The following is a 24,425-nucleotide window of genomic DNA, read 5'->3' on the forward strand; positions in this document are numbered from 1 at the left end:
AATGCGCAAACGCGCAAACGAGCAAACGTGCAAGACGCAGGAAATGCGATGCCGAGGTGCCCGGCCACGACCGGCCAACAGGAATAGGAGACAACCGATGCTAGCAGGCAACGCAGACAAGGCGCATCCCCCGGCGCGGCAGGCGCCGCAAGAGCAGGTCCACCATTTCGATGTGCTGGTCGTGGGCGCCGGGCTGTCCGGCATCTGCGCGGCCTACCACCTGCAGACCAGTTGCCCGGGCAAGCGCTACGCCATCCTGGAGGGCCGCGACGCCATCGGCGGCACCTGGGACCTGTTCCGCTATCCCGGCGTGCGCTCCGACTCGGACATGTACACGCTCGGCTTCAGCTTCCGGCCGTGGCGCAGCGACAAGTCGATCGCCGCCGGCGACGCCATCCTCGAATACATCCGCGACACGGCCAGGACCTTCGACATCGAGCGCCACATCCGCTTCGGCCACCGCGCCACGCGCGCGTCGTGGTCGTCCGAGACGGCGCGCTGGACGGTGGACGCCGCCGTGGGTCCGCAGGGCGAGCCGGCGCGCTTCACCTGCAATTTCCTCTACCTGTGCAGCGGCTACTACGACTACGCGGACGGCTACATGCCGGGCTGGCCGGGCATGGAGCGCTTCGGCGGCCGCGTGGTGCATCCCCAGCACTGGCCCGAGGACCTCGTCTACGACGACCAGCGCGTGGTGGTGATCGGCAGCGGCGCCACCGCCGTGACGCTGCTCCCGGAGATGGCCAAGCGCGCCGCGCACGTGACCATGCTGCAGCGCTCGCCGACCTACATCGTCGCGCGCCCGTCCAGCGACGCGGTGTCCGCCTGGCTGCGGCGCAGGCTGCCGGCCGGCATGGCGCACCGGGTCACGCGCTGGAAGAACGTGCTGTTCGGCATGTACTTCTACCATCTCGCGCGCAGGAAGCCGGAACTGGTCAAGCGCAAGATCCTCGAGGCCGCGCGCGCGCAGCTCGGCCCGGACTACGACGTCGACAAGCATTTCTCGCCAGCCTACAAGCCGTGGGACCAGCGCCTGTGCCTGGTGCCGGACTCGGACCTGTTCAAGTCGATCCGGGCGGGCAGGGCGTCGGTGGTGACCGACCATATCGAATCCTTCACCGAGACCGGCCTGCAGCTGCGCTCCGGGCAGAAGCTCGACGCGGACGTGATCGTCACCGCCACCGGCCTGCAGTTGAAGGTGGCGGGCGGCATGCGGATCGAGGTGGACGGCGTGCCCGCCGATCCGGCGCAGGCCTTCATGTACAAGGGCATGATGTACAGCGACGTGCCCAACCTGGCGGTGGCGATGGGCTACGTCAATGCGTCGTGGACGCTGAAGGCGGAGTTGTCGTCGATGTACGTCTGCCGGCTCGTCAACCACATGGAGGCCAACGGCCATGACTGGTGCGCGCCGCGGCGCGGCCACGCCGCCGGCGACGACGAGCCTTCGCTGTCGCTGACCTCGGGCTACGTGCAGCGCGCCAGCGGCATTCTGCCCCGGCAGGGCAGCAAGCGTCCGTGGCGGGTCCACCAGAACTACCTGTTCGACCTGATGGCGCTCAAGTTCGGCAAAGTGGAGGATGATGCGATGGAATTCGGCCGGGCCGGCCCGGCCGCGCCGCGCGCGCCGGCGCCCGCCCGGGCGGCGGAATCGGCGCACGGTTGAGGAAAGGACGCCATGACCATACTGATTGCCTGCATCGCCATCGTCGCCGCCGTCATCGCCGGCCTGGTGGCATTCACTGCGTTCATCGCGCGCAAGGTCGAGAAGGCGCTGCCGCCGCGCGGCAAGTTCATCGAGATCGACGGCGCCCGCCTGCACTACATCGACCAGGGCCAGGGGCCGGTGATCGTGATGGTGCACGGGCTGGGCGGCCAGACCGGCAATTTCTCCTACGCGCTGCTGGAGCGGCTGACGCCGCGCTTCCGCGTGATCCTGGTCGACCGGCCCGGCTCGGGGTATTCGACCCGTCCGGCGGGCATGTCGGCGCGCCTGCGCAAGCAGAGCGAGGTCATCGCCCGGTTCATGCGGGCGCTAGACCTGAAAGACCCGCTGCTGGTGGGGCATTCGCTGGGCGGCGCGGTCGCGCTCGGCGTGGCGCTCGATCATCCGGGCACGGCCGCCGGCCTGGCGCTGATCGCGCCGCTCACGCATCCGGTGGCGGGCCCGCCCGCCGTGTTCCGCGCGCTGGCGGTGTCGCCGGCCGCGCTGCGGCGCGTGGTTGCGTGGACGCTGGCCATCCCGCGCTCGATCCTGCGCGGGCGCGACATGCTGGAATTCGTCTTCAGCCCGGAGCGCCCGCCGGCGGATTTCGGCACCGCCGGCGGCGGCCTGCTCGGCCTGCGGCCGGGCGCGTTCTATGCCGCGTCGTCCGACATGACCAGCCTGGAGGAAGACCTGCCCGCGATGGCCGGGCGCTATGCGTCGCTGGCGCTGCCGGTCAGCATCCTGTACGGCACGGCCGACGCCATCCTCGACTGGCGCGCGCACGGGCAGGCCATGAAGGACAAGCTGCCGGCGCTGGAACTGGAACTGGTGCCCGGCGGGCACATGCTGCCGGTCACGATCCCGGACCAGGCCGCGGCCTGGCTCGCGGCGGCGGCCGAGCGCGCGCGGCTGGCCGGCGCGCCGGCCTGACCGCCGCCCGCATTCGGATTGCATCCGGGCAGCATCGCCGCCGCGTGACCGGCCCCGGCGCCGATCCACGCCAATGCCTCCCGCTCAAGCCACGCATGGGCGGTGCGACCGCCGCTGCATGGTCATGGACGTTCGGCATCCGGCGGAACCGCGCGATGTCCTCGCCACGGTGTTCCGTGCATGGTGCCGTGGCCGGCGCGCCGCAGGGCGCGGCCCTCAGGACACGGAGAAGGTGCGCACGAGCTTGGTCTTGAGCGGCCACGGCCGCGCCGCCAGGATCCAGATGCACAACAGCGGACCCATCAGCGGGATCAGCGACAGGTAGGCATAGGGTGCGCCGAAGTGCGCGGCGCGGAAGACCTTCCTGAATGGAAAGAACCACATGGCTTCGAAAGCCAGGAACCCCAGAAGATAAAACGTCATTGCGGTGCTTCCTGTGTAATTCCTGCTCCGTATCGCGCCTCTGAGAGACTCTGAAGGTCCCTGCTGGTGTTGCCGTATGGCATCGGGCAGCGTTTCCGGTGTGGCGTCGGTGTTGTGCAGCGGGATTGTAGTGCGCAACCGCGCAGGTACAATCCCGCCCCTTCGGGGGATTCCTATTGATCGGAAGGTTCCTGTTAGCTTGCCGCCATTTCCCGTCGTCTACGGCAGGTAGGTATTGTTTTCCGCGACCAGCCCCGAAACGGGGCGTCCGAGATACATGGCGCGATATTGGGCGCCCGTCACGATGTCGGCGCTTCTGCTGCCGGAAAAGGTATTTCCGCTCACCGTATTATTGTCGTCCTCCACGATCACGCCCTGCCGGACATTGCTGAAGCGGTTGCTTATCACCCGGTTGTCTTGCGCATAATCGAGGAAATAGCGGCCGGCATAGTAGGAGGGATCGCCGCAATTCCAGTTGCTCAGGTCCCGGCTCTGCCGCGACGCGATCCACACGCCCACGCTCTGCGCGGCGAAATCGTTGTCCTGGATCAGGTTGCGGTCCGAGTGCTGCCAGCGCGTCGGGCCCTGGTTCTCGCCGCAGTTCTTGTAGAGCGCGATGGCGGCCAGGGCGTTGCCGCTGAACTGGTTGCCGGCGATCACGTTGCCGGCCGAGGAGTCGATGGCGATGGCTTCGCGGGTGCGCGGCACGCCGTTGTCGGTGAACGTGGAGTCCACGATCCGGTTGTCGCGCGTCGAGGCGTCCAGGTACACGCCCGGGCCGCGCGAGCCGGTCACGGTGACATGGCTCAGCGTGATGCCGGAGGCGTAGGTCTCGATATAGATGCCGGTGTCGCCCGCGCCCGCCACGCTGACATTCTCGATCAGCACCTGCTGCGGCGTGCGCGCGTAGATGTCGTCGCGGGAGTAGGTTTGCAGCCTGGCCGCGAGCGAGCCGCTCCAGCCGACCGCGATGCCCGCCGAGGCCTGGTCCTTGAGGCGGCAGTTGCGGATGGTGACGTTGCTTAGCGGGTTGCCGCGCGAGTTCACGTAGATGCCCTTGGCGTCGGTGCCGCGGCCGTCGATGAGCGCGCCGTTGCAATCCAGCGTGACGCCGGAGCGGGTGATGGTGAAGGCCTGCCTGTAGACGCAGGCGCTGTCGAGCACGGTATCGGCGGTGACTTCGGCCGGCGCCGTGCAGGTGGGCGCGCCCGGCACCGCGGATGGCATGTTGTCGCTGGCCGGGCCATCGCCGCCACCGCCGCAGCCGGGCAGGAACAGGAATAGGGACAGGGACAGGGCGATGCCCGGGCCAAGACGATAAAGAAAGGATCGTTTCCAGCTGGACATGAGGGCGCCTCCGGTGCGGGTGCAATACAGGTGTTATGGATCCGCCGGACAAAAGGCGGCCCCGCGCCCGCGGGCCGGCCGCGGGTGCCATTTTTCTGATCGAATGAATCTGGTTATCCCGCGATTTTCGCGGGCAGTAATATCGGACAGTAGCCGGGCAGGGGCCATTGATTATTCAATGGTCCTGCTGTCTCGATCCGGATAGTCTGGTGTTTCCCCGTTGGATGATTTTCCCGTCTTGTTTTTCTCTCCCCCTGTTGAGATGGTTCCGTGGCTGGCGTAGGAAATTTCTCTGCCAGCGATGAGAGAATTCTAATTACGGTTTTTGGAAATTAATATAAGAATGCTCTTATTTTTGGCGGTATTTAATGGCTGATCAGAGGGTGGTTTACCCTCTAATCCTGGCGGAAAGGCAGAACTGGATGGCGCGCCGGCCCCGGCGCGTCAATGCATCAATGGCCGGGCGGCCCGGTGGCCGCGCGGCGAGTCGGGGCGCGAGCCGGCCGGGCCGCGCGGGCGCGCTCCCGCAAGAACCATGCGGACACAGGCGGCGCCGGCCGGCGCGGGGTTTCGTCCGGCCCGCCGGCGCACCGGCCATAAGGCCGGCCGTTGGTGCGCTGCACCGCATTAATTCAGACACGCGAATTGACAAGCCCGGACTCGCCAGCCCATCATCGTTCGAATAAAATCACACGTTCGTGCGGGAAAATATCTCCGCTTCAGCGGTGACCGGCACGACGGGTAGTCAAACCAAAAAAGGGATCGGGGTCATGAGTTTTTCGATTCGCCAGATCGCGGGCGCGGCGGCCCTCGGCCTGCTGCTGGCAGGTTGCGCCGCGGGACCGCAGAAGGCGCAGGCGCCGCAGGGCGCCTCCAGCCAGCCGGATGCGACGGTCAAGGCCTTGTCGGCCCAGGTATTCACCTACGCTTATCCGCTGGTGCTGATGGACGTCACGCGCGAGGTCATGACCGCGCGCACGCCGGCCAATACCTTCGCGCACATGCGCGGCTTTCCCGATGCCACGTTTACCGACGTGGTCAGCCCCAACGCCGACACGCTCTATTCCACGGCATGGCTGGACCTGAGCGAGGAGCCGCAGATCCTGTCGCTGCCCGATACCCGCGGCCGCTACTACCTGATGCCGATGATGGATGCGTGGACCAATGTGTTCGCCTCGCCGGGCAAGCGCACCACGGGCACCAGGAAAGCCGTGTTCGCCATCACCGGCCCGCGCTGGACCGGCACGCTGCCGCCCGGCGTGAAGGAAATCCGCGCCCCGACCGAGATGGTCTGGCTGATCGGCCGCACCCAGACCAACGGCAAGAAGGACTACGCGGCGGTGCGCCGCCTGCAGAACCAGTACCGCCTGATGCCGCTGTCGGCGTGGCAGGGCGGCGGCAAGGCGCGGTCGCAGGCGGCGCCGGCGGGCAATGCCGTGGACACGGAAACGCCGCCGGCCGAGCAGGTCGCGGCGATGGACGCGCAGGCCTTCTTCACGCGCTTCGCCGCGCTGCTGCCGGCCAATCCGCCGGCGCCGGCCGACGCGGCGATGGTCGAGTCGATCAGGAAGCTCGGCATCGTGCCCGGCGCGCCGTTCTCGGTAACGGCGCTGGAGCCCGCCACGGCCCGCGCCGTGCAGGAAGGCGCCACCACCGCGCTGGCCGGCATCGCGGGCGCGGCCAAGCGCGCCGCCGATACCGGGGCGGAATGGACGGTCCGCCGAGACCTCGGCAACTACGGCACCGCCTATGGCAAGCGCGCGCTGGTCGCGTGGGTGGGGCTGGGCGCCAACCTGCCTGCCGATGCGGTCTATCCCGCCACGCGCGTCGATTCGGCCGGCAAGCCGCTGGACGGGTCGAAGCGCTACGTCATGCATTTCGACAAGAACCAGCTGCCGCCGACCAATGCGTTCTGGTCGCTCACGCTCTACAACGACAAGCAGGCGTTCGTGGCGAACCCGCTGAACCGCTACGCCATCGGCGACCGCGACCGCCTCAGGTACAACCGCGACGGCTCGCTCGACATCGCCATCCAGAACGCGCGCCCGCCCGGCAGCCAGGTATCCAACTGGCTGCCGGCGCCGCCGGACGGCTTCAACCTGATGCTGCGCGTCTACTGGCCCGGGCAGTCCGTGCTCGACGGCACCTGGGTGGCGCCGCCGGTGGAGCGGATCGACTGACCGGACGCGCCGGGGCGGCGGGTCTCGCCGCCCCGGCCGCGGTCTGTCAGAAGCGGTACCTCACCCCGGCATAGAACGCGCGCCCCGTGCCGGGATAGAACACCGCGGTGTTCGCCGTGCGCGCGTCCGTCACGGTGCTGAAGTCGCTCACGTAGCGCTTGTTCCCCAGGTTCCTGGCATCCAGGAAGACCGTCATCCCGCCCCGGAACGCGTAGCTGGCCTGCAGGCCGAACAGCGCGTAGCCCGGCGTGCGCAAGGTATTCGCATAGTCCACGTAGGCGCCGCCCGGCACCCAGTCGATGGTGCCGGCCACGCGCAGTCCGCCCGCGCGGCTGTACGCGACGGTGGTGCGCAGCACGTGCTCGGGCACGCCCGCGATGCGGTTGTTGCCGTACTGCGCATCGTTGTCGAAGCGGAAATCGCTGTAGTTCCACAGCTGCGACAGCGTGAGCGCGTCGCCGGCGCCGAACACATTGCGCAGCACGTCGCCGGACACGCCCAGCTCCACGCCCTGCAGCGTGGTGCGCCCGGCGTTGAAGGTGGAGGCGGGCACGTCCGGGTTGGTGGTGTACTGCAGCAACTGGTCGCGCACCAGCGAGCGGTAGGCCGTCACGTCCCAGGCAAAGCGCTCGCGCTTGCCGCGCGTGCCGATCTCCATCGTCCAGCCATGCTGCGCGGCCAGCGGCACGAAGCGCGTGGTCGCGGCGATGGTCTGGCTCAGGTCGGTGAAGTCCGGCACGTCGGTGCTGCGCGTGATGTCGGCGAAAGCCTGCACGTCGCGCGCGGGTTCCCACAGCACGCCGAACTTGGGATTGACGCCGCTGAAGGTGGCGCGGTCCGACCTGGCCGCCGGGTTGGCGGGCAGGCCGCCGTAGTCGTGGTAGTCGCGCACGCTGCGGTAGGCCTTGGCGCCGGCCATCAGCGCGAACGTGGGCGTGATCCACAGGCGGTCTTCGAGATAGGCCTCGTAGTTGTAGGCGTCCTGCGCCGCGTTGAGGGTCTGCGCGCCGCGGTTGCCGGCGTTGTTGACGAACTGGCGCGCATCGTTGTTGCCGCCGAAGAAGCGCGCGCCGGCGATGACCTGGTTGCGCAGGCCGCCGATGGTGTGCGTGCCGGTGTAGCGCGGCGCGAAGCCGTAGGTCCAGTAGTCCTGGTCGACGACCTGGAAGATCGGGTGGTACAGGCTCTTGTGGATGACCCAGGTGCTGAAGTCGAGCTGGCCGCTGTCGAGCTTCACCGTGGTGACGTTGGCCACGCGCTCGGTGCGTGTGTCGCGCGCCTGGTCGCCCGAGAGCGCGCTGGCGGAAGCCTTGCGCGGGCTGCCGAGCGCGTCGCCGAGCGAGAGCGAGCCCGGCAGCTGCTGGTCGACGACGTAGGCGCCGAGATAGAAGCGTGTCTCCACCGCGGGGCTGAAGCGGTAGCCGAAGTTGGCGTTGAACTGCTCGTACTGGCCGCGCTCGTGGGCGCGGAAGCCGTCCGCGTGGTTGACGCTCAGGCTGGCCAGGAAATCGAATGCGCCGATCTGGCGCGAGACCTGGCCGCTGGCGCGCGCCGTGCCGAAGCTGCCGCCGTCCACGCGCACCTCGTTGCGCGCCTCGGCGGTAAACGCCGTGGGCGTGGTGAAGTTGAGCGCGCCGCCGAGCGTGGTGCTGCCGTAGGCCAGCCCGTTGCCGCCCTTGTAGACTTCGGCCGCGCTCAGCGCGAGCGGGTCGATCTGGTAGTAGTCGCCGCTGCCGTCGGCGAAGTTGGTGGGCACGCCGTCCTGCAGGATTTCCAGCCCGCGCACGTGATAGCCGCGCGCGATGCCCGAGCCGCGCACCGACAGGCGCAGCTCCTGCCCGTAGCGCTCCTGCACGTACACGCCCGGCGCGTCCTTGAGCACGTCGCGCAGGTTGCTGGCGTAGCTGTCGCCATACGCGGCGGCGTCGACGAAGCCGACCGAGCCGGCGGTGCCGAACAGCGTTTCCTTCTGCTGGCTCACGGCGGGCACCGTGAGCGAGCCTTCGGCGCGGGCGGTCACGGTGGCGGCCGGCAGCGTCACCGTGACATCGGCGCCGGCCTGCGCCAGCGCGGCCGTGGTGAATGCCGCGGCGGGCAGCGCGGCCGCGCGCCGCCTCCAGTATCTGCTTCGTTTCATCTTCTTCCCTTGTGGCGGCGGTCCTGCGTGGGACACGCGCCTCGTATCGTGCTGGACAAGCCGCGTACGATACGAAACAAGGCTTGCCGCACGCTATGTGACACAGCGACGCAAGGGAAGAAAGCCGGCGGGAAAACGGCGGCGCCAACCCGCCCGCGCGACGGGCCGGCGCGCCGGTTCAGCGCGCGTGGCCGGCGCAGTCGCAGGCTTGCGTGGCGTGATGCGCCGCCTGGCCCGCGGCGCCGGCACGCTGCCAGCGCGCGGCGCCGTCGTTGCCGACGCGCTCGCGCAGCGCGCGCGCGGCCGCCACCATGTTGGCCAGCGCGGCCTCGGTCTCCGGCCATGCGCGCGTCTTGAGGCCGCAGTCCGGGTTGACCCACAGCCGCTGAGGCGGGATCACCTCGCAGGCGCGCTCGAGCAGATGCGTGATGGCCTCCACGCTGGGCACGCGCGGCGAGTGGATGTCGTACACGCCCGGCCCGATCTCGTTGGGATAGTCGAACTCGCCGAAGCCTTCGAGCAGCTCCATCGCCGAGCGCGAGGTCTCGATGGTGATCACGTCCGCGTCGAGCGCGGCGATGGCCGGCAGGATGTCGTTGAACTCCGCATAGCACATATGGGTGTGGATCTGCGTCTGGTCCGCCACCGAGGCGGCCGAGATCTTGAAGGCATGCACGGCCCAGGCGAGATAGGCGGCCCAGTCGCCCTTGCGCAGCGGCAGGCCCTCGCGCAGCGCGGGCTCGTCGATCTGGATCACGCGGATGCCGGCCTGCTCGAGGTCGCTCACCTCGTCGCGGATCGCCAGCGCGAGTTGCAGCGCGGTGGCCGAGCGCGGCTGGTCGTCGCGCACGAACGACCATTGCAGCATCGTCACCGGGCCCGTGAGCATGCCCTTCATCGGCCGCTCGGTGAGCGACTGCGCGTAGCGCGTGGTCTCCACCGTCATCGGCTCGGGGCGGTACACGTCGCCGTAGATCACCGGCGGCTTGACGCAGCGCGAGCCGTAGCTCTGCACCCAGCCGTTGGCGGTGAACGCATAGCCGCACAACTGCTCGCCGAAATATTCCACCATGTCGTTGCGCTCGGCCTCGCCGTGCACCAGCACGTCCAGACCCAGCGCTTCCTGCTTGCGCACGGCGGTCTCGATCTCGGCGCGGATGCGCTGCAGGTATTCCAGCGCGCCGATGTCGCCGCGCTTGTAGGCCGCGCGCGTCTGGCGGATCGCCGCGGTCTGCGGGAACGAGCCGATGGTGGTAGTGGGCAGCGCCGGCAGTTGCAGCGCGTCGCGCTGGCGGGCGATGCGCACGTCGAACGCGCTGTCGCGCTCGGCCATGTCGGCGGTGATGGCGGCCATGCGCGCCTGCACCTGCTGGTTGACCACGCGGCGCGAGTTGCGGCGCGAGGCCAGCGCGGCGTCGTTGGCGGCAAGCTGCGCGGCGACGGCGGCTTCGCCTTCGTCGAGCGCGCGCGCCAGCACGTTCACCTCGGCGAGCTTCTCGGTGGCGAAGGCCAGCCAGCTCTTGATCTCGGCATCGAGCTTGTGCTCGGCCGCGAGCGACACCGGCACGTGCAGCAGCGAGCAGGACGGCGCCACCCACAGGCGCTCGCCCAGCTCGGCCCGCAGCGGCGCCAGCACGGCCAGCGCGCGGCGCAGGTCGGCGCGCCAGATGTTGCGGCCGTCGATCACGCCGGCCGAGAGCACCGCGCCGGCCGGCAGCACGCGGCGCCATGCGTCGAGCTGCTGCGGCGCGCGCACCAGGTCGACGTGGAAGCCCTGCACCGGCAGCGCGGCGGCGCGCGCGGCGTGGTCGGCGGCGGTGTCGAAGTAGGTGGCCAGCAGCAGCTTGACGCCGCTGCCTGCCAGCGCCGCGTAGGCGCTGTCATAGGCGTCGAGCCAGGCCGGCTCCAGGTCCAGGCACAGCGCCGGCTCGTCGATCTGCACCCACTCGATGCCGCGCTCGCGCAGGCGCGCCAGGATGCGGGCATAGGCGGCCGCCAGCGCCGGCAGCAGGCTCAGGCGGTCGAAGCCCTCGACGTGGCTCTTGGACAGCCACAGGTAAGTGACCGGCCCGATCAGCACCGGCTTGGCGGACAGGCCCAGCGCCAGCGCCTCGTCCACCTCGTCGAAGAACCAGTCCACGCCGCCGTCGAAGCGGGTGTCGGGTCCAAGCTCGGGCACCAGGTAGTGATAGTTGGTATCGAACCACTTGGTCATTTCCAGCGCGGGCTGCGCCTTGTTGCCGCGCGCCAGCTCGAAATACTGCGCCAGGCTCAGTTGCTTCGCGTCGAAGCCGAAGCGCGCGGGCAGGGCGCCGAGCAGCGCGCTCGTGCCGAGCACCTGGTCGTAGTAGGCGAAGTCGCCCACCGCCACGCTGTCCAGGCCCGCCTCGGCCTGGGCCTGCCAGTGTTGCCGGCGCAGGCCGGCGGCCACTTCGCGCAGGTCGGATTCGGCGGTCTCGCCGCGCCAGAAGGCTTCCTGGGCGAATTTCAGTTCGCGCTGGGCGCCGATGCGGGGAAAGCCCGCGATATGTGTCCGTGCCATCTGGTACTCCGTATGTGGTGTGTGACGATGGCGCCCAGTGTCGGATCCGGCGTAGAATGAATCAAGCGATAAGATTTAATCAACGTATGAATCAGTTTCATATCAGGCGGAGCGGCCAGTCATGATCGAAGTCAGGCACCTGCGTTCCCTCGTGGCGATCGCCGAATCGGGCAAGCTCGCCACCGCGGCCGAGCGCGTGCACGTGAGCCAGTCGGCGCTGTCGCACCAGATCAAGGGCATCGAGTCGCACTACGGCCTGCCGCTGTTCGACCGCACCCGCCAGGGGCTGCGCTTCACGCCCGCCGGCGAGCGCCTGCTGGCGCTGGCGCGCGAGACGCTGGCCGCCATCAGCACGGCCGAGCGCGACCTCGCGCGGCTCAAGGGCGACACGCGCGGCGAGCTGCGCATCGTGCTCGAATGCCATACCTGCTTCGACTGGCTGATGCCGGTGATGGACGAGTTCCGCCGCCGCTGGCCGGAAGTGGAGGTGGACCTGGTGGCGGGCTTCCATGCCGACCCGCTGGCGCTGCTGGCCGAAGGCCGGACCGATATGGTGATCGGCTCGCTGCCGCCGGCCAAGCGCGGACTGGCGGTGGCGCCGCTGTTCCGCTTCGAGATCCTGGCGGTGATCGCCAACGAGCACCGGCTGCGCAACAAGCGCCGCATCGAGGCGCAGGACCTCGCCGGCGAGACGCTCATCACCTACCCGGTGCCCGAGCAGCGCATCGACCTGATCCGCGAGGTGCTGGAGCCCGCCGGCATCAAGCTGCAGCGGCGCACGGCCGAGCTTACGGTGGCGGTGCTGCAACTGGTGGCCAGCCGCCGCGGCGTGGCCGCGCTGCCGAACTGGGGCGTGAAGAACTATGTCGACCACGACTACGTGCTGGCCAAGCGCATCGGCGCGCGGGGGCTGTGGAGCGAGTTGTACGCGACCACGCCGGCGGCGCTGGCGCAGCGGCCCTATGTGCGCGACTTCGTTTCCATCGTGCGCGACACCTGCGCCGCCGAACTGGACGGCATCGAACTGCTGCCGGACAACCGGTAGCGTCCCGGTGGCGGGTCAGGCGGAGCGCGGAGCCGCGCCGCGCGGCGCTGGCGGCGGCGCGGGCGTGCCGGCCACGCTGTCGTCGATCGGGAAATGCAGCAGCGCCGCCACCAGCCCGGCCAGCGCCGTGGCGGCCCACACGAGCGAGTAGGAGCCGGTCAGGTCGAACATGAAGCCGCCCAGCCACGCGCCGAGGAAGGAGCCGATCTGGTGGCTGAGGAAGACCACGCCGAACAGCGTGCCGAGATGGCGCGTGCCGAACACCTTGGCCACCAGCCCGCTGGTGAGCGGCACCGTGCCAAGCCACGTCAGGCCCATCACGGCCGCGAACACCATCACCGAGGTGGCGCTCTTGGGCAGCAGCAGGAAGGCGGCGATGGCCACGCCGCGCACGAGGTAGAGCCAGCCCAGCACGTATTGCTGGCGGAAGCGCCCGCCCAGCCAGCCGCAGGTCCAGCTTCCCGCCATGTTGAACAGCCCGATCAGCGCCAGCGCGGTCGCGCCCAGCCCCGCGGGCAGGTGGCACAGCGTCAGGTAGCCCGGCAAGTGGGTGCCGATGAACGCTAGCTGGAAGCCGCAGGTGAAGAAACCGAGCGTGAGCAGCCGGTAGCCGCGGTGGCGGCTTGCCAGCGCCAGCACCGGGCGCAGCGGCTCCGCCGGCGCCTGCCGCGCGGGCGCGCCGCCGGCGTGGCGCTTTTCGAGCATGAGGCCGAGCGGCGCGGCCAGCAGCATCACCGCGGCGAGCACGAACAGCGAGGCGCCGACACCCGCGCCCGCGCGCACCGACTGCGCCAGCGGCACCACCAGCACCTGCCCGAGCGAGCCGCCCGCGCTGGCGATGCCCATCGCCATGCTGCGCTGCGCGGGCGTGGCCACGCGGCCCACCGCGCTCAGCACCACGCCGAAGCTGGTGCAACTGATGCCGATGCCGACCAGCACGCCCATGCCGATGACCAGCATGGCGCCCGACGGCGCCACCGCCGCCAGCCCGAGGCCCGCCGCGAAGGCCGCGCCGCCGAACGCCACTACCGGCGCGCAGCCGTGGCGGTCGGCCGCGGCGCCGGCGAACGGCTGGGCCAGGCCCCATACGAGGTTATGCAGCGCGATGGCGAACGCGATCAGCGTGACCGGCATGCCGCGGTCGAACGACAGGGGACCGAGGAACAGCCCGAAGGTCTGCCGCACGCCCATCGCCGCGCTGAGGATCAGCGCGGCCGCGATCACTACCGGCAGCGCGGGGTTGCGCAGGGAACCCCTGCGCGGGTCGTGGTGGTCTTGGGCTGGCGCCGTCGGCATGGTGGTGTTCCTCCTGCGCCAATACTGGCAGCGGGCGGCACGCGCGACAAAGGAAAAGAATTCGGCTGCGCGTGAGGCGGGCTCACCTGTGCCCGCGCTCAGCGCAGGGCCGGCGCCGGCGCTACTGGTGGCGCGACGGGCTCCGCGCAGGCCCGCGCCTCGGCCAGCAGCCATTGCCGGAAGCCGGCGAGATCGGGCCGGCCCCGGGTCTCGGCGGCGCCCTCGGCGCTGACCAGCCAGTAGGCCGTGCGCGCGGCCAGCGGCGGCGCGCCGAGCGTGACCAGCGTGCCGGCGGCCAGTTCGCGGTCCACCAGCGGCCGCCGCCCCAGCGCCACGCCCAGGCCCGCGGCGGCGGCTTCCAGCGCGAGCTGGATGGTGTCGAAGCGCAGGTTGCCGGCCGGCGCCGCGTCCGGCATGCCGGTGGCGGCCAGCCACGCGGGCCAGTCCTCGCCGGCGGTGTCCACGTGGATCAGCGTGGCCAGGCGCGGATCGAAATGGCCTTGCGCGTCGAGCGTGCCGGCGCGGCAGGCCGGGCTGCATACCGGCAGCAACTGCTCGCCGAACAGGCGGTCCCACGCCGTGCCGGGCACCGGCGCGCGGCTCATGCGGATGGCGAAGTCGAAGCCGTCGGCGGGGAATCCCACCAGCCGGCGCGAGGTATTCACGGTCACGTTGACGTCCGGCCAGCGGCGGCGGAAATCGTGCAGGCGCGGCAGCAGCCAGCGCGACGCCAGCGTCGGCGCGCAGCTCACGGCGATGGTGCGCCCGGCGCGGCGGTCCGGCAGGCGCTGCGTGCCGGTGGCGATCAGCGCGAAGGCCTCGGAGATGTAGGCCAGGTAGTCCGCCCCGGCCGGGGTCAGCGCCAGCCCGCGCGGCTCGCGCACGAACAGCGCCACGCCGAGCGCCTGTTCCAGGCCGGTGATGCCGTGGCTGACCGCGCTCGGCGTCACGTTCAGCTCGGCGGCGGCGAGCTTGAAGCTCTGGTGCCTGCCGGCGGCTTCAAAGAAGCGCAGCGCCGAGAGGGGTGGAAGACGAAGCGGCATGAGACGTTCCCGAGGGCAGCCTGTTGGCGGCCTGAGGATACCGAGCCGGCGCGGCGGCGGCAAGCGCGGTGGCGGGCGCAGCCGCGGCGACCTCGCGCACTTCCAGCACGTCCACGCCGTTCCCGAGCCGCCTGACGAACAGGTCCAGCAGGTCCGCGTCCGCGGCGGCGACCGACAGCGTCAGCGCCCACGGCGCGGCGGCATCGAAATCCATGCCGGCCAGGGTCAGGCCGGTGCGGCGGGCATTGGCGAGCGTCCATTCGATGGCGCCGAAGACATCGCCGCGGTCGAGGCGCAGCGCGAGATTCAGGGTGGGCATGGGGGGCATGGCAGGGCTGGAAAGCGGCGTCGGATTCATGCGACAAATTTACCAGCGGCGGTGCGGAATGGGCTTCTTTATTCCCTGCCATTCCCACAAATATGGAGATGAATTATCCGTGAATGATAGGATCGTGGGTGAATCCTTCTTTCGGTCACGCAAAGTCATGGCAAGCTCTCCCAAACTCGACGAAACCGACCGCCGCATCCTGCGCGCGCTGCGGCGCGACGGCCGGCTCTCCAACCTCAAGCTCGCGGAGCAGGTCGGCCTGTCGCCCACGCCGTGCTGGAACCGCGTGCGCGCGCTGGAAGACAGCGGGGTGATCGAGGGCTATGCGGCCTTGCTGAACCAGAAAGCGCTCGGCCTGCCCGACACCGTGCTGATCGAGGTCACGCTCGACCGGCACGACGACGACATGCTCGACCGTTTCGGCGAGGCGCTGGCCGAATTGCCCGAGGTGATGGAGGCCTACCTGCTGACCGGCGAGTACGACTACCTCATCAAGGTGGCGGTCGCCGGCACCGAAGGCTACGAGCAGTTCCTGCGCCACAAGCTGTACAAGCTGCCCGGCCTGCGGCACAGCCATTCCACCTTCGTGCTGCGCACCATGAAGCGCGAGCCCTCCGTGGCGCCTTGAGGCGCGGCTCAGGACGCCGGCGTGTCCCAGCCGTCCGTCGCCACGAACGCCGCCAGCGGCCGGCCGTGGCGCCAGTTCTCGATTTCCAGCATCGGCGCCGGATAGAACGCGCGCACCGGCCCCAGGCACAGGATGGCGATGGGCTGCGCGCCCGGCGGCATGCACAGCCGCGCGGCCAGCGCCTCGGGCGCGAACATCGAGACCCAGCCCATGCCGAGGTTTTCCGCGCGCGCGGCCAGCCACAGGTTCTGGATCGCGCAGGCCGCCGAGCACAGCGCCATCTCGCGCGGCATGGTGCGCCGGCCGAACACCGTGCCGTCGTCCGGCGCCAGCGCCACCACCAGCAGCTCCGCGCATTCACGCACGCCTTCCACCTTCAGCCGCAGGAATTCGGCATCGCGCTCGCCCAGCGCCAGCGCGGTCCGCTGCCGCTCGGCCTCGACCAGCGCGGCGATGTCCTCCCGCATGGCCGGATCGGCGATGCGGATGAAGCGCCAGGGCTGCATCAGGCCGACCGAAGGCGCCGCGTGCGCGGCCCGCAGCAGGCGCAGCAGCACGGCTTCGTCCACGGTCGCGCCGGCGATGAAATGGCGCATGTCGCGGCGCGCCGCCACGAGGTCGTAGAAGCGCTGCTGGTCGTGGGGCGTGAAGACGGCGTCGGCGTGGTCGGTCATGGGCGGATGCAGGTGGGCAGGAAGGTCCCGCTCAGTCGTGCCACGGGTTGACCACGGTCAGGCCGATGCCGCCGAAGTCCTTGCCGTTGCGGGTGGCGAGCACGGCGCCGTGCCGCAGGCAGATCGCCGCGATCTGCGCGTCGGCCATGCTGATCGGGCGGCCGGCCCGGGTGCGCATGGCGACGATCTCCGCATGGCAGCCCGCGGCTTCGGCGTCGAACGGCAGCACGGCGCCGGTGAATTCCGCGTCGAGCATGCCGGTCGCCGCCGCGTAGAGCCCGGCCTTGCGCCGGCCATCCGCGAGCAGGGCGATGCCGGTGAGCAATTCGGCGACGGTGACGGCCGTCACCGCGAAGGCCTGCTCGGAAGCGCGGTCCAGCCACGCGACGACCGCCGCGTCCGGCGCCGCGCGCATGAGCTCCGACAGCACGTTGGTGTCGAGGACGATCATTCCGGCAGGTCCGCCGCGCGCGGCGGCTCGTCGCGGGGAGGCAGCGGCACGCCCGGGTCGGACAGGTGCGCGAAATGCGTCCGGATCCGGCTGCCCAGCCCCTCCGTGCGAGACGGCTTGCTCAGCGCCTGCCGCAGGATGGCGCGCACCTCTTCTTCCATCGAGCGCCCGTGCTGGGCGGCTTCGAGGCGCAGGCGCGCCTTGAGCGCCTCGTCGATATTGCGGATTGTCAGCGTTGCCATGCCGGCTCCCGTGCTTGCGTTGCATGCAATGCTAGCACATGGGCGGCGCGTGTCACTGGTGCTGTTCGCCGCCGCCGTCGCTGTCGATGCCGTATGCGGCCATCCGCGCCATCGCCTCGAAGCCCCGCGCGAGGTCCGCGATCAGGTCGTCGCTGTCTTCCAGCCCGATATGCAGCCGCACCACCTGCCCGCGCGCCGACCAGTCGGTCACGCTGCGCGCGCCGCGCATGTCGGCGAGCACCGCCAGGCTTTCGAAGCCGCCCCACGAGGCGCCGATGCCGAACAGCGCGAGGTGGTCGATGAAGTGCCCGGCGGCGCCCGGCGCGGCCTCGCGCAGCGCGAACGACAGCAGCCCGTTGGTGCCGTGGCAGTCGCGCCGCCACAGCGCGTGGCCAGGGTCGCCGGGCAGGGCGGGGCAGAACACCTCGGCCACCTCGGCGCGCGCCTGCAGCCAGCGCGCCACCGCGAGCGCGCCGCGCTCGTGCTGGGCCATGCGCGCGCCGAGCGTGCGCATGCCGCGCTGGACCAGGTAGGCGTCGTCCGGACTGACGGCGATGCCGAAGGCGTCGGCCACGCCGGCCAGCGCGGGCCACGCGGCCTCGGTGGCGCAGACCGTGCCCATCATCACGTCGGAATGGCCGGACAGGTATTTGGTGGCGGCCATCAGCGAGATGTCGGCGCCGAGCGCCAGCGGGCGGTAGAGCAGGCCCGAGCCCCAGGTGTTGTCGGCGGCGACCAGCGCGCCGTGGCGGTGGGCGATGCCGGCGATGGCGGGCAGGTCGCACATCTCGTAGGCCAGCGAGCCGGGCGTTTCCACGTAGACCAGCCGCGTCTCGGGCCGCAGCCGGGCTTGCAGGTCGTGCCCGTCGCCGGCGTAGAAACCGGCCGCGATGCCGTGCTGGGCGAGAAAACCCGTGGCCAGCCTGCGCACCGGCTCGTAGACGCAGTCGGGCAGCAGCACGTGCTGGCCCGGGCGCAGGCAGGCCAGCAGGGTCATGGCCGCGGCGGACAGGCCGGTCGGAAACAGGCGCGTGCGGTAGCCGCCCTCGAGTTCCGTGACCATGTCTTCGAGCGCGAAGGCGGTCGGGGTGCCGCGCGCGCCGTAGGTAAACAGGCGCTCGCTGCCGCGCCGGCCGCGCATCTCGCGCATCTGCGCGGTGGAATCGAACAGCACCGTGCTGGCGCGCACCAGCGGCGGATTGACGGGCCGGCCGCCGTCCACGGCGGTGGCGCGGCCGCCGTGGACGAGGCGGGTCAGGGGGCGGTGTGTCATCGTCGGGCCTCAGTCCACGTGCGCGCCGGACAGCTTGACGATCTGCGACCAGCGCGCGATGTCGCCCTTGAGCTGGGCCGCGAACGCATCGGGCTTGCTGGCCACCACGTCGCTGCCGCCGTCGTTGATGAGCTTGACCACCTCCGGCATCTGCAGCACCTGCACGATGGCGCGGTTGAGCAGGGCGATGCGCTCGGGCGAGGTGCCGGCCGGCACGAACACGCCGTACCAGTCCTCGAAGCGGGCATTGCGGTAGCCGAGCTCTTCCAGCGTCGGCACCTTGGCGAACACGCCCAGCCGGCGCGGGCTGGTGACGGCCAGCGCGCGCATGCGCCCGCCCTGGATGAAGCCCGCCACCGACGAGGTGGAGGTGATCAGCACGTCCACCTGGTGGCCCAGCAGGTCGTTGATGGCCGGGCCCGCGCCTTTGTAGGGCACGTGCTGCAGGGCGACGCCGCTGTCCTTGTCCAGCACCACGCCGACCAGGTGCGAGAGCGTGCCGTTGCCGGGCGTGGCGAAGGTGATCTTGTGCGGCTGGGCCCTGGCCTGCGCGGCCAGTTCGGCAAAGCTCTGCCACGGCGCGTTGGCGGCCACCACGATGGCCAGCGGCGCGGCGTTGATCTGCGTGACCGGCGCGAACTGCTTCACCGGGTCGAAGCCGGGCGCGCTGTAGAGCGAGGGGTTGACCGCCATCACGGAGACCTGCGAGGTCAGCAGGGTATAGCCGTCCGGCTTGGACTCGGCCACGAAACGCGTGCCGATATTGCCGCCGGCGCCGCCGCGGTTGTCGGTCACGGCGGTCTGCCCCAGCACCTCGCCCAGGTGGGTGGCGACGATGCGCGTGACGGCATCGTTGCCGCCGCCGGCCGGGAACGGCGAGACGATGCGCAGCGGCTGGGCCGGAAAGCCGCCGACGGGCGCGAGCGGCTGGGCCGCCGCGAGGCCGGCGCACAGCACGGCGGTGGCGGCGAGGGCGCCGGCGAGGACTTGCGTGGGGCGAGACATGGGGACCTCCTTTTCTGGCTTTGGGCGTGGAGCGATGTCTGAAGCGGACAAGTGGACGAGCGGACAAGCAAAAACGCGACCCGGCGCGGCGAATCAGGCGAAGCGGAAAGTGGCCAGCTCCTGCTCGTCGAGCTGGCCGATCAGGTTGGTCTCCCACGCCAGGTAGCGGCGGGCGGCCTCCTTGTTGCCGTCGTGGCGGTCGTGCACGAAGAACAGGAAATCGATGCAGCGCGCGTCGGGCAGCACCGCCGCACCGGCATCGTCGGCAAGCGCCAGGCCGGCGGCCTGCCACGCCCGCATGCCGCCGTCGAGCAGGCTGACGCCGCCGAAGCCGAGCGCGGCCAGCTCGGCCGCGGCGAGCAGGGCCACGCCGTCTTCGTCGCCGATCAGCGCCAGCGGCATGTCGCGCGGCACGCCGGCCAGGTCGCGCGCCAGCACCGGGCGGATCGACCAGCGGCTGCCGGGCACGTGGCCGGCGCGGTAGGCCATGCTGGGGCGCACGTCGAGCGCCAGCAGCCGGCCCGCCGCCAGCCCCGCGGCGAGGTCGCGCGCGCCGACGCGCGGCAGCGCGCAGGCCGGCGCGCGCGGGCCGGCGGACGCGGCAAGCCCCGCCGCCAGCGCGGCGCCGAGCCCGCCTTCGAGCACCACCGCGTCGTGTCCCATCTGGCGCAGCCAGCTTGCCGCCACCGGGGCGCGCACGCCGTCGGCGTCGATCAGCACCAGCCGCGCGCGGCGCACGCCGACGTACTGGTCGGTGGCCTGGACCAGCTGGCCGCCCGGCGTGTTCTGCGCGCCCGGCACCGAGCCGGCGGCGAATTCCTCGGGCGTGCGCACGTCGCACAGGTAGGTGGTGCGCGCGGGGTCGCGCAGCCAGCCATCGACCTCGCCGGCGCCGGCGTGCGGCACCGCGAAGCGCGTGGCCAGCGCGCGGGCCGCGGCGCGCGCCTCTGCCAGCCCCGCCGGCGCGGCATTGTCCGGATAGCGCCGCGTGCCGCCGTGCTCCAGCGCGAAGTCGTTCAGGTACCAGCCCTGCGTGCCGTTTTCCAGCGCGAACACCGGGTTGGGCACGCCGAGGTTGATCAGCGTCTGGGCGCCGATGATGCTGCGCGTGCGCCCGGCGCAGTTGATGACGACCGGCGTGGCGGGGTCGGGCACGAGGTCGCGCAGCCGGTAGGCCAGCTCGCCGTTGGGGCAGCAGACGGCGCCGGGGATGTTCATCTTGCGGAATTCGCTCGCGGGCCGCCCGTCCAGCACCACCGGCGGGCGCTCGCCGGCCAGCATCGCGGCCAGCTCCGGCGCCGACACGCGCGGCGTGCCGTAGTGATGCTCGGCCAGTTCGCCGAAGGTCTTGGAGGGCACGTTGACACCCGCGAACAGCGCATGTCCGGCGGCCTGCCAGGCCGGCACCCCGCCGTCGAGCACGAACACGGCCGCATAGCCCAGCCCGGCCAGCGCCCGCGCGGCGCGCGCCGCCACGCCGTCGCCGTCGTCGGCCAGCACGATGCGCGCGGCCGCGTTGGGCGCCAGGCGGCCGATCTCGAGCTCGAGCCGGCTGTATGGCAGCGGCACGGCGTGGAAGGGATGGCCTTCGCCATACTGGCCGTGCTCGCGGACGTCGAGCAGGGCGATTTCGCCGGGGCCGTGCAGCCAGGCCTTGAGCGTGGCGGGATCGACCAGGGCGGGATGAGCGGAAAGTGGCTGGGGCATGCGGTTGGTCCAGGCAAGAAGGGGGCCTGCCTCGTGGCCGCGCGAGCGCGGGAGGCAAGGGGAAATGCGTCGTAACGGGAAAAGCGGGGAAAGCGGGAAGCCCCGGGGCGGGCGCGGGCCGGCGCGACGACCCGGCCCGGTGCCGCCCGGCGGCGGTCAGCGGCGCGTCTTGACGCCCACGTTCATGATCTGGCAGCGGCCGGTTTCGAGGTCGAAGGACAGGCGCTCGGTCAGGGTCTCCAACGCGCGGCCGTACATGTGCAGGTGGCGGATCACGCTGTCGCCGCGGATCTCCACCGAATGGATGTCGTCGGGCAGCAGCGCGATGCCGCTGCCCGGCCCGACCTCCACCGTGCGCGCGTGCGCCAGCGTGCCCACGCCCGGCTGGCTGCCGTCGTCGGTGCGCAGGTAGACGTCGTTGAACTCGGTGCCGACCACGCCGGCCACGCAGGCCCAGGTGGTGTGGTTGTGCGGCGGGATGCGCTTGCCGGGCCGCATCACGTTCAGGTACAGCGCGAAGGTCTGGTCGGCGTCTTCGGCGATCAGGTAGCGGGCCTGGCGCTCGCCGTCCTCGGGCGGCGCGAACTCGTCCTGCGCCCACAGTTGCGGCTGGGCCGCCAGTTGCTTGACCTGGCCCAGCACGGCGTCCAGCGAAGCGCGGGTGACGCCGCCGGCGGCGACGATGTCCTTGATGGAACGGATGGCGTCCCCAACGGCTTGCTGGCGTTGTTGTGCGATCGACATATCTCTAGAATCCTTGCTCAGTCTTATGGTTCTCGGGTTTGCGGGGCGCTCGGAGGCGTTGTCTGGCCTCACTTTAATGAACCTTGCCGGCCAAAACCACTTAATCACCGATAAAAACACTTAAGCAAGTCTGATGAATGCGTAATCTCGACCTCGACCTGCTGCGCACGCTGGTGGCCATTGCCGACCGCGGCACCTTCGGCGCCGCCGCCGAGCACCTGCACCGCACGCAGTCCGCCGTGACCCAGCAGATGCAACGCCTCGAGGAGCAGGTGGCGCTGCCGCTGTTCGAGCGGCAGGGGCGCGGCAAGCAGCTCACGCGGCACGGCAACAAGCTGGTGGAATACGCGCGCCAGTTGCTGGGCCTGAACGACGAGGCGCTGCGCGTGCTGCGCGAAGGCGACCTGACCGGCTCGCTGCGCATCGGCGCGCCGCACGACGTGGCCGACACCATCCTGCCGCCGCTGCTGTCGCACATCGCGCGGGCGTCGCCGGCGCTGCGGCTGGAGATCCACGTGGGGCGCAGCCCGTTCCTGATGGAGTCGCTGCGGCGCGGCGAGATCGACCTGACGGTCTCCACGCGCGAGGACGCCAGCCTGGACGGGCTGGTGCTGCGCACCTCGCCCACGATCTGGGTGTGCGCGGCGGATTTCGCCTACGAGGCGGGCAGCCCGGTGCCGCTGATCCTGGCCGACGAGCCCAGCCTGTTCCGCCGGCTGGCGCTGGAAGCGCTCAAGGAAGCCGGCGTGCCGTGGCGCTCGGCCTACCTGGCGCCGAGCCTGATCGGCATCAAGGCGGCGATCCGCGCCGGGCTGGGCATCACCGCGCGCAGCATCGACCTGCTCGGCGCGGACATGCGCGTGCTGGGCGACAAGGACGGCCTGCCGCGCCTGCCGGACGTGACCTACTACCTGTGGGCGCGGCCCAACGCCGCCAACCCGGTGGCGCGCCAGGTGTTCTCGATGCTCAAGACCACCTTGCAGCGCGGGCTGGCGGCGTAGCCGGGCAGGGGGCTCACGCGGCCGGCGCCAGCCGGAACGCGCCCACCGCCTCGGCCAGCTGGCGCGCCTGCGTCTCCAGCGAACCGGCCGCCGCCGCGGCCTGCTCGACCAGCGCGGCGTTCTGCTGGGTGACTTCCTCCATCTGCGTCACCGCGCGGCTGACCTGCACGATGCCCGCGCTCTGCTCCAGCGAGGCGGCCGAGATGTCCTCCACGATGCGGGCCACGCGCTGCACGGCCTCGACCGCCTCGTTCATGGTGTGGCCGGCCTGCGCCACCAGCGCGTTGCCGGCGGCGACCTTGTTGGCCGAGTCGTCGATCAGGTTCTTGATCTCGCGCGCGGCCTGCGCGCTGCGCTGCGCCAGCGCGCGCACCTCGCCCGCCACCACCGCGAAGCCGCGCCCGGTCTCGCCGGCGCGCGCCGCTTCCACGGCGGCGTTGAGCGCCAGGATGTTGGTCTGGAAGGCAATGCCGTCGATCACGCCGATGATGTCGGCGATACGCTGCGAACTGCTGCTGATGTCGCCCATCGTCTGCACCACGCCGCGCACGTCGTCGCCACCGCGCGTGGCCAGCCGGGCCGCCTCGGCGGCCAGCGCGCTGGCCTGGCGCGCGCTTTCGGTGTTGTTGCCCACGGTGGAGGTCAACTGCTCCATGCTGGCCGCGGTCTGCTCGAGCGAGGCGGACTGCTGCTCGGTGCGGCCGGACAGGTCGGCGTTGCCGGCGGCGATCTCGCGCGCGCCGATGTTGACCGAGTCCGAGCTGGCGCGCACTTGGCTGACGGTGCGCGTGAGCGCCGCCTGCATGCGCGCCACGGCGCCCAGCACGCGGCCGACTTCGTTGCCGCTGGCGGTTTCGGCGCGCTGCGTGAGGTCGCCCTCGGCCACGCGGTCGAGATGCTCGGCGGCGGCGGCCAGCGGCGCCACCACGAAGGTGCGCAGGCCCAGGTGCACGGCCACGATCAGCGCCAGCGAGGCACTGATGCCCACCGCCACCAGCTTCACCACCAGGCGGTAGCGCGTGCCGCTGGTCTCGGTCTCGTGCAGCGAGAGCGCGCTGGCCTGCTGCTGGAATTGTTCCAGCGCGGTGGAGAAGTCCGCGCCCGAGCGCGTGATGTCCTGGTCGTTGATGGCCGCGTAGGCGGCCGGGTCGCCGGCGCGCAGCGCGGCCGCGGCGCGCTCGATGGCGCCGGCGTGCTGCTGGGCGGCCTGCGCGAGCTGGCGGCGCTGGCCGTCGGCCTCGCCGTCCTGCGCGGGCGCGGCGGCGAAGCGCTGCATCCGCTGCGCCGCGCTGCCCAGCGACTTGGCCGCCGCCGCCAGCGCGTCGGCATTGACGCCGCCGCCGCCTTCGCGCGCGGAGGCGTAGGCGCGCGAAAGCGCGGCGCGGGCGCGCGTCATGTCCTTGTAGGCGTCGTTGAGCAGCAGGGTGCTGGCCGAGAGTTGCTGTACGCGCACCGTGGCCTGGTTGGCGGCGCCGAGCGCGAACACGCCGACTACCGCGCCGAATACGATCATCAATGCAAACGTCACCAGAATGGCCAGCAGGGCAATGCGTACGCTCAGGTTTTTCATCTTCGCGGCAGTTATGAAATTGGGATGTCTACGCTAACGGACTGTCGGGCCCGGACTTGACGCGCGCGGCGCCGGATATTGAGCAAGATCAAATCCCGGCCCGGGCCATCGCCGCGTTCCGCGTCCAGGCGCCCGGCGCGCGGCCGGCGGC

At 70.9% G+C, this 24,425-nt stretch carries 21 protein-coding genes; 6 read left to right on the forward strand and 15 right to left on the reverse strand.

Annotated elements, in window-relative coordinates:
* The first annotated feature begins 97 nt into the window (after positions 1-97).
* Positions 98-1,666, forward strand: coding sequence for a flavin-containing monooxygenase (locus AC3WXD_RS02705; protein ID WP_492322983.1), 1,569 nt, complete (start codon positions 98-100; stop codon positions 1,664-1,666).
* 12 nt (positions 1,667-1,678) lie between these two features.
* Complete coding sequence (locus tag AC3WXD_RS02710) at positions 1,679-2,638, forward strand: alpha/beta fold hydrolase (protein WP_492322984.1); 960 nt, start codon at positions 1,679-1,681, stop codon at positions 2,636-2,638.
* Positions 2,639-2,854: 216 nt separating this feature from the next.
* Here AC3WXD_RS02710 and AC3WXD_RS02715 read toward each other — a convergent pair whose 3' ends face one another.
* Both AC3WXD_RS02715 and AC3WXD_RS02720 read right to left on the reverse strand, forming a co-directional pair.
* Positions 2,855-3,061, reverse strand: coding sequence for a hypothetical protein (locus tag AC3WXD_RS02715; protein WP_020203366.1), 207 nt, complete (start codon positions 3,059-3,061; stop codon positions 2,855-2,857).
* Positions 3,062-3,280: 219 nt separating this feature from the next.
* Positions 3,281-4,408 (reverse strand): right-handed parallel beta-helix repeat-containing protein, encoded by a 1,128-nt coding sequence (locus AC3WXD_RS02720; RefSeq protein ID WP_492322985.1) that lies wholly within the window; start codon positions 4,406-4,408, stop codon positions 3,281-3,283.
* Between the two features lie 770 nt (positions 4,409-5,178).
* On the opposite strand from AC3WXD_RS02720, the gene AC3WXD_RS02725 reads away from it, so the two are divergent.
* Positions 5,179-6,588: a DUF1254 domain-containing protein gene (locus AC3WXD_RS02725; protein ID WP_492322986.1), complete on the forward strand. Its 1,410-nt coding sequence runs from the start codon at positions 5,179-5,181 to the stop codon at positions 6,586-6,588.
* A 46-nt stretch (positions 6,589-6,634) separates the two neighbouring features.
* Here AC3WXD_RS02725 and AC3WXD_RS02730 read toward each other — a convergent pair whose 3' ends face one another.
* Entirely contained in the window at positions 6,635-8,725 is a 2,091-nt protein-coding gene (locus AC3WXD_RS02730) for a TonB-dependent receptor family protein (protein ID WP_492322987.1), read from the reverse strand.
* 178 nt (positions 8,726-8,903) lie between these two features.
* Positions 8,904-11,267, reverse strand: a complete 2,364-nt coding sequence (gene metE, locus AC3WXD_RS02735; RefSeq protein WP_059411743.1) for a 5-methyltetrahydropteroyltriglutamate--homocysteine S-methyltransferase — start codon at positions 11,265-11,267, stop codon at positions 8,904-8,906.
* A 121-nt stretch (positions 11,268-11,388) separates the two neighbouring features.
* Between metE and AC3WXD_RS02740 the strand changes: the two genes are divergently transcribed.
* A complete protein-coding gene (locus AC3WXD_RS02740; protein WP_454733214.1) occupies positions 11,389-12,312 on the forward strand; it encodes a LysR family transcriptional regulator in 924 nt (307 codons plus the stop codon).
* 15 nt (positions 12,313-12,327) lie between these two features.
* Here the strand turns inward: AC3WXD_RS02740 and AC3WXD_RS02745 are convergent, their stop codons facing one another.
* From AC3WXD_RS02745 to AC3WXD_RS02755, 3 genes are all read right to left on the reverse strand, one after another.
* Positions 12,328-13,608, reverse strand: coding sequence for an MFS transporter (locus AC3WXD_RS02745; RefSeq protein ID WP_492322988.1), 1,281 nt, complete (start codon positions 13,606-13,608; stop codon positions 12,328-12,330).
* Between the two features lie 98 nt (positions 13,609-13,706).
* Complete coding sequence (locus tag AC3WXD_RS02750) at positions 13,707-14,651, reverse strand: LysR substrate-binding domain-containing protein (RefSeq protein ID WP_492322989.1); 945 nt, start codon at positions 14,649-14,651, stop codon at positions 13,707-13,709.
* Positions 14,608-15,009 carry a hypothetical protein gene (locus AC3WXD_RS02755; RefSeq protein ID WP_492322990.1) on the reverse strand — a complete coding sequence of 134 codons (402 nt, stop codon included), beginning with the start codon at positions 15,007-15,009 and terminating at the stop codon, positions 14,608-14,610. Before AC3WXD_RS02755 ends, AC3WXD_RS02750 begins: the two co-directional genes overlap by 44 nt.
* Positions 15,010-15,136: 127 nt before the next feature.
* On the opposite strand from AC3WXD_RS02755, the gene AC3WXD_RS02760 reads away from it, so the two are divergent.
* Positions 15,137-15,607, forward strand: coding sequence for an Lrp/AsnC family transcriptional regulator (locus AC3WXD_RS02760; RefSeq protein ID WP_020203375.1), 471 nt, complete (start codon positions 15,137-15,139; stop codon positions 15,605-15,607).
* A gap of 8 nt (positions 15,608-15,615) precedes the next feature.
* On the opposite strand, the gene bluB is transcribed toward AC3WXD_RS02760, so the two are convergent.
* From bluB to AC3WXD_RS02795, 7 genes are all read right to left on the reverse strand, one after another.
* On the reverse strand, positions 15,616-16,281 hold the full coding sequence (gene bluB / locus AC3WXD_RS02765) for a 5,6-dimethylbenzimidazole synthase (RefSeq protein WP_492322991.1): 666 nt from the start codon (positions 16,279-16,281) through the stop codon (positions 15,616-15,618).
* A gap of 31 nt (positions 16,282-16,312) precedes the next feature.
* Positions 16,313-16,732, reverse strand: a complete 420-nt coding sequence (locus AC3WXD_RS02770; protein WP_059411739.1) for a type II toxin-antitoxin system VapC family toxin — start codon at positions 16,730-16,732, stop codon at positions 16,313-16,315.
* The gene (locus AC3WXD_RS02775) at positions 16,729-16,974 is read right to left on the reverse strand and encodes a FitA-like ribbon-helix-helix domain-containing protein (protein WP_454733218.1); all 246 of its coding nucleotides are present in this window, start codon (positions 16,972-16,974) and stop codon (positions 16,729-16,731) included. Before AC3WXD_RS02775 ends, AC3WXD_RS02770 begins: the two co-directional genes overlap by 4 nt.
* Before the next feature lie 52 nt (positions 16,975-17,026).
* Complete coding sequence (metC, locus tag AC3WXD_RS02780) at positions 17,027-18,247, reverse strand: cystathionine beta-lyase (RefSeq protein WP_492322992.1); 1,221 nt, start codon at positions 18,245-18,247, stop codon at positions 17,027-17,029.
* A 9-nt stretch (positions 18,248-18,256) separates the two neighbouring features.
* Positions 18,257-19,252 carry a Bug family tripartite tricarboxylate transporter substrate binding protein gene (locus tag AC3WXD_RS02785; RefSeq protein WP_020203380.1) on the reverse strand — a complete coding sequence of 332 codons (996 nt, stop codon included), beginning with the start codon at positions 19,250-19,252 and terminating at the stop codon, positions 18,257-18,259.
* A 93-nt stretch (positions 19,253-19,345) separates the two neighbouring features.
* The gene (locus tag AC3WXD_RS02790) at positions 19,346-20,959 is read right to left on the reverse strand and encodes a rhodanese-like domain-containing protein (RefSeq protein ID WP_492322993.1); all 1,614 of its coding nucleotides are present in this window, start codon (positions 20,957-20,959) and stop codon (positions 19,346-19,348) included.
* Positions 20,960-21,115: 156 nt separating this feature from the next.
* Positions 21,116-21,703, reverse strand: coding sequence for a cysteine dioxygenase family protein (locus tag AC3WXD_RS02795; RefSeq protein WP_492322994.1), 588 nt, complete (start codon positions 21,701-21,703; stop codon positions 21,116-21,118).
* A 137-nt stretch (positions 21,704-21,840) separates the two neighbouring features.
* Here AC3WXD_RS02795 and AC3WXD_RS02800 point away from each other — a divergent pair, with 137 nt between their 5' ends.
* Positions 21,841-22,704, forward strand: a complete 864-nt coding sequence (locus tag AC3WXD_RS02800; RefSeq protein WP_020206541.1) for a LysR substrate-binding domain-containing protein — start codon at positions 21,841-21,843, stop codon at positions 22,702-22,704.
* 13 nt (positions 22,705-22,717) lie between these two features.
* On the opposite strand, the gene AC3WXD_RS02805 is transcribed toward AC3WXD_RS02800, so the two are convergent.
* Positions 22,718-24,274: a methyl-accepting chemotaxis protein gene (locus AC3WXD_RS02805; protein WP_059411735.1), complete on the reverse strand. Its 1,557-nt coding sequence runs from the start codon at positions 24,272-24,274 to the stop codon at positions 22,718-22,720.
* Positions 24,275-24,425: the final 151 nt, after the last annotated feature.

The sequence above is a fragment of the Cupriavidus sp. FW216-B1 genome (assembly GCF_058789195.1).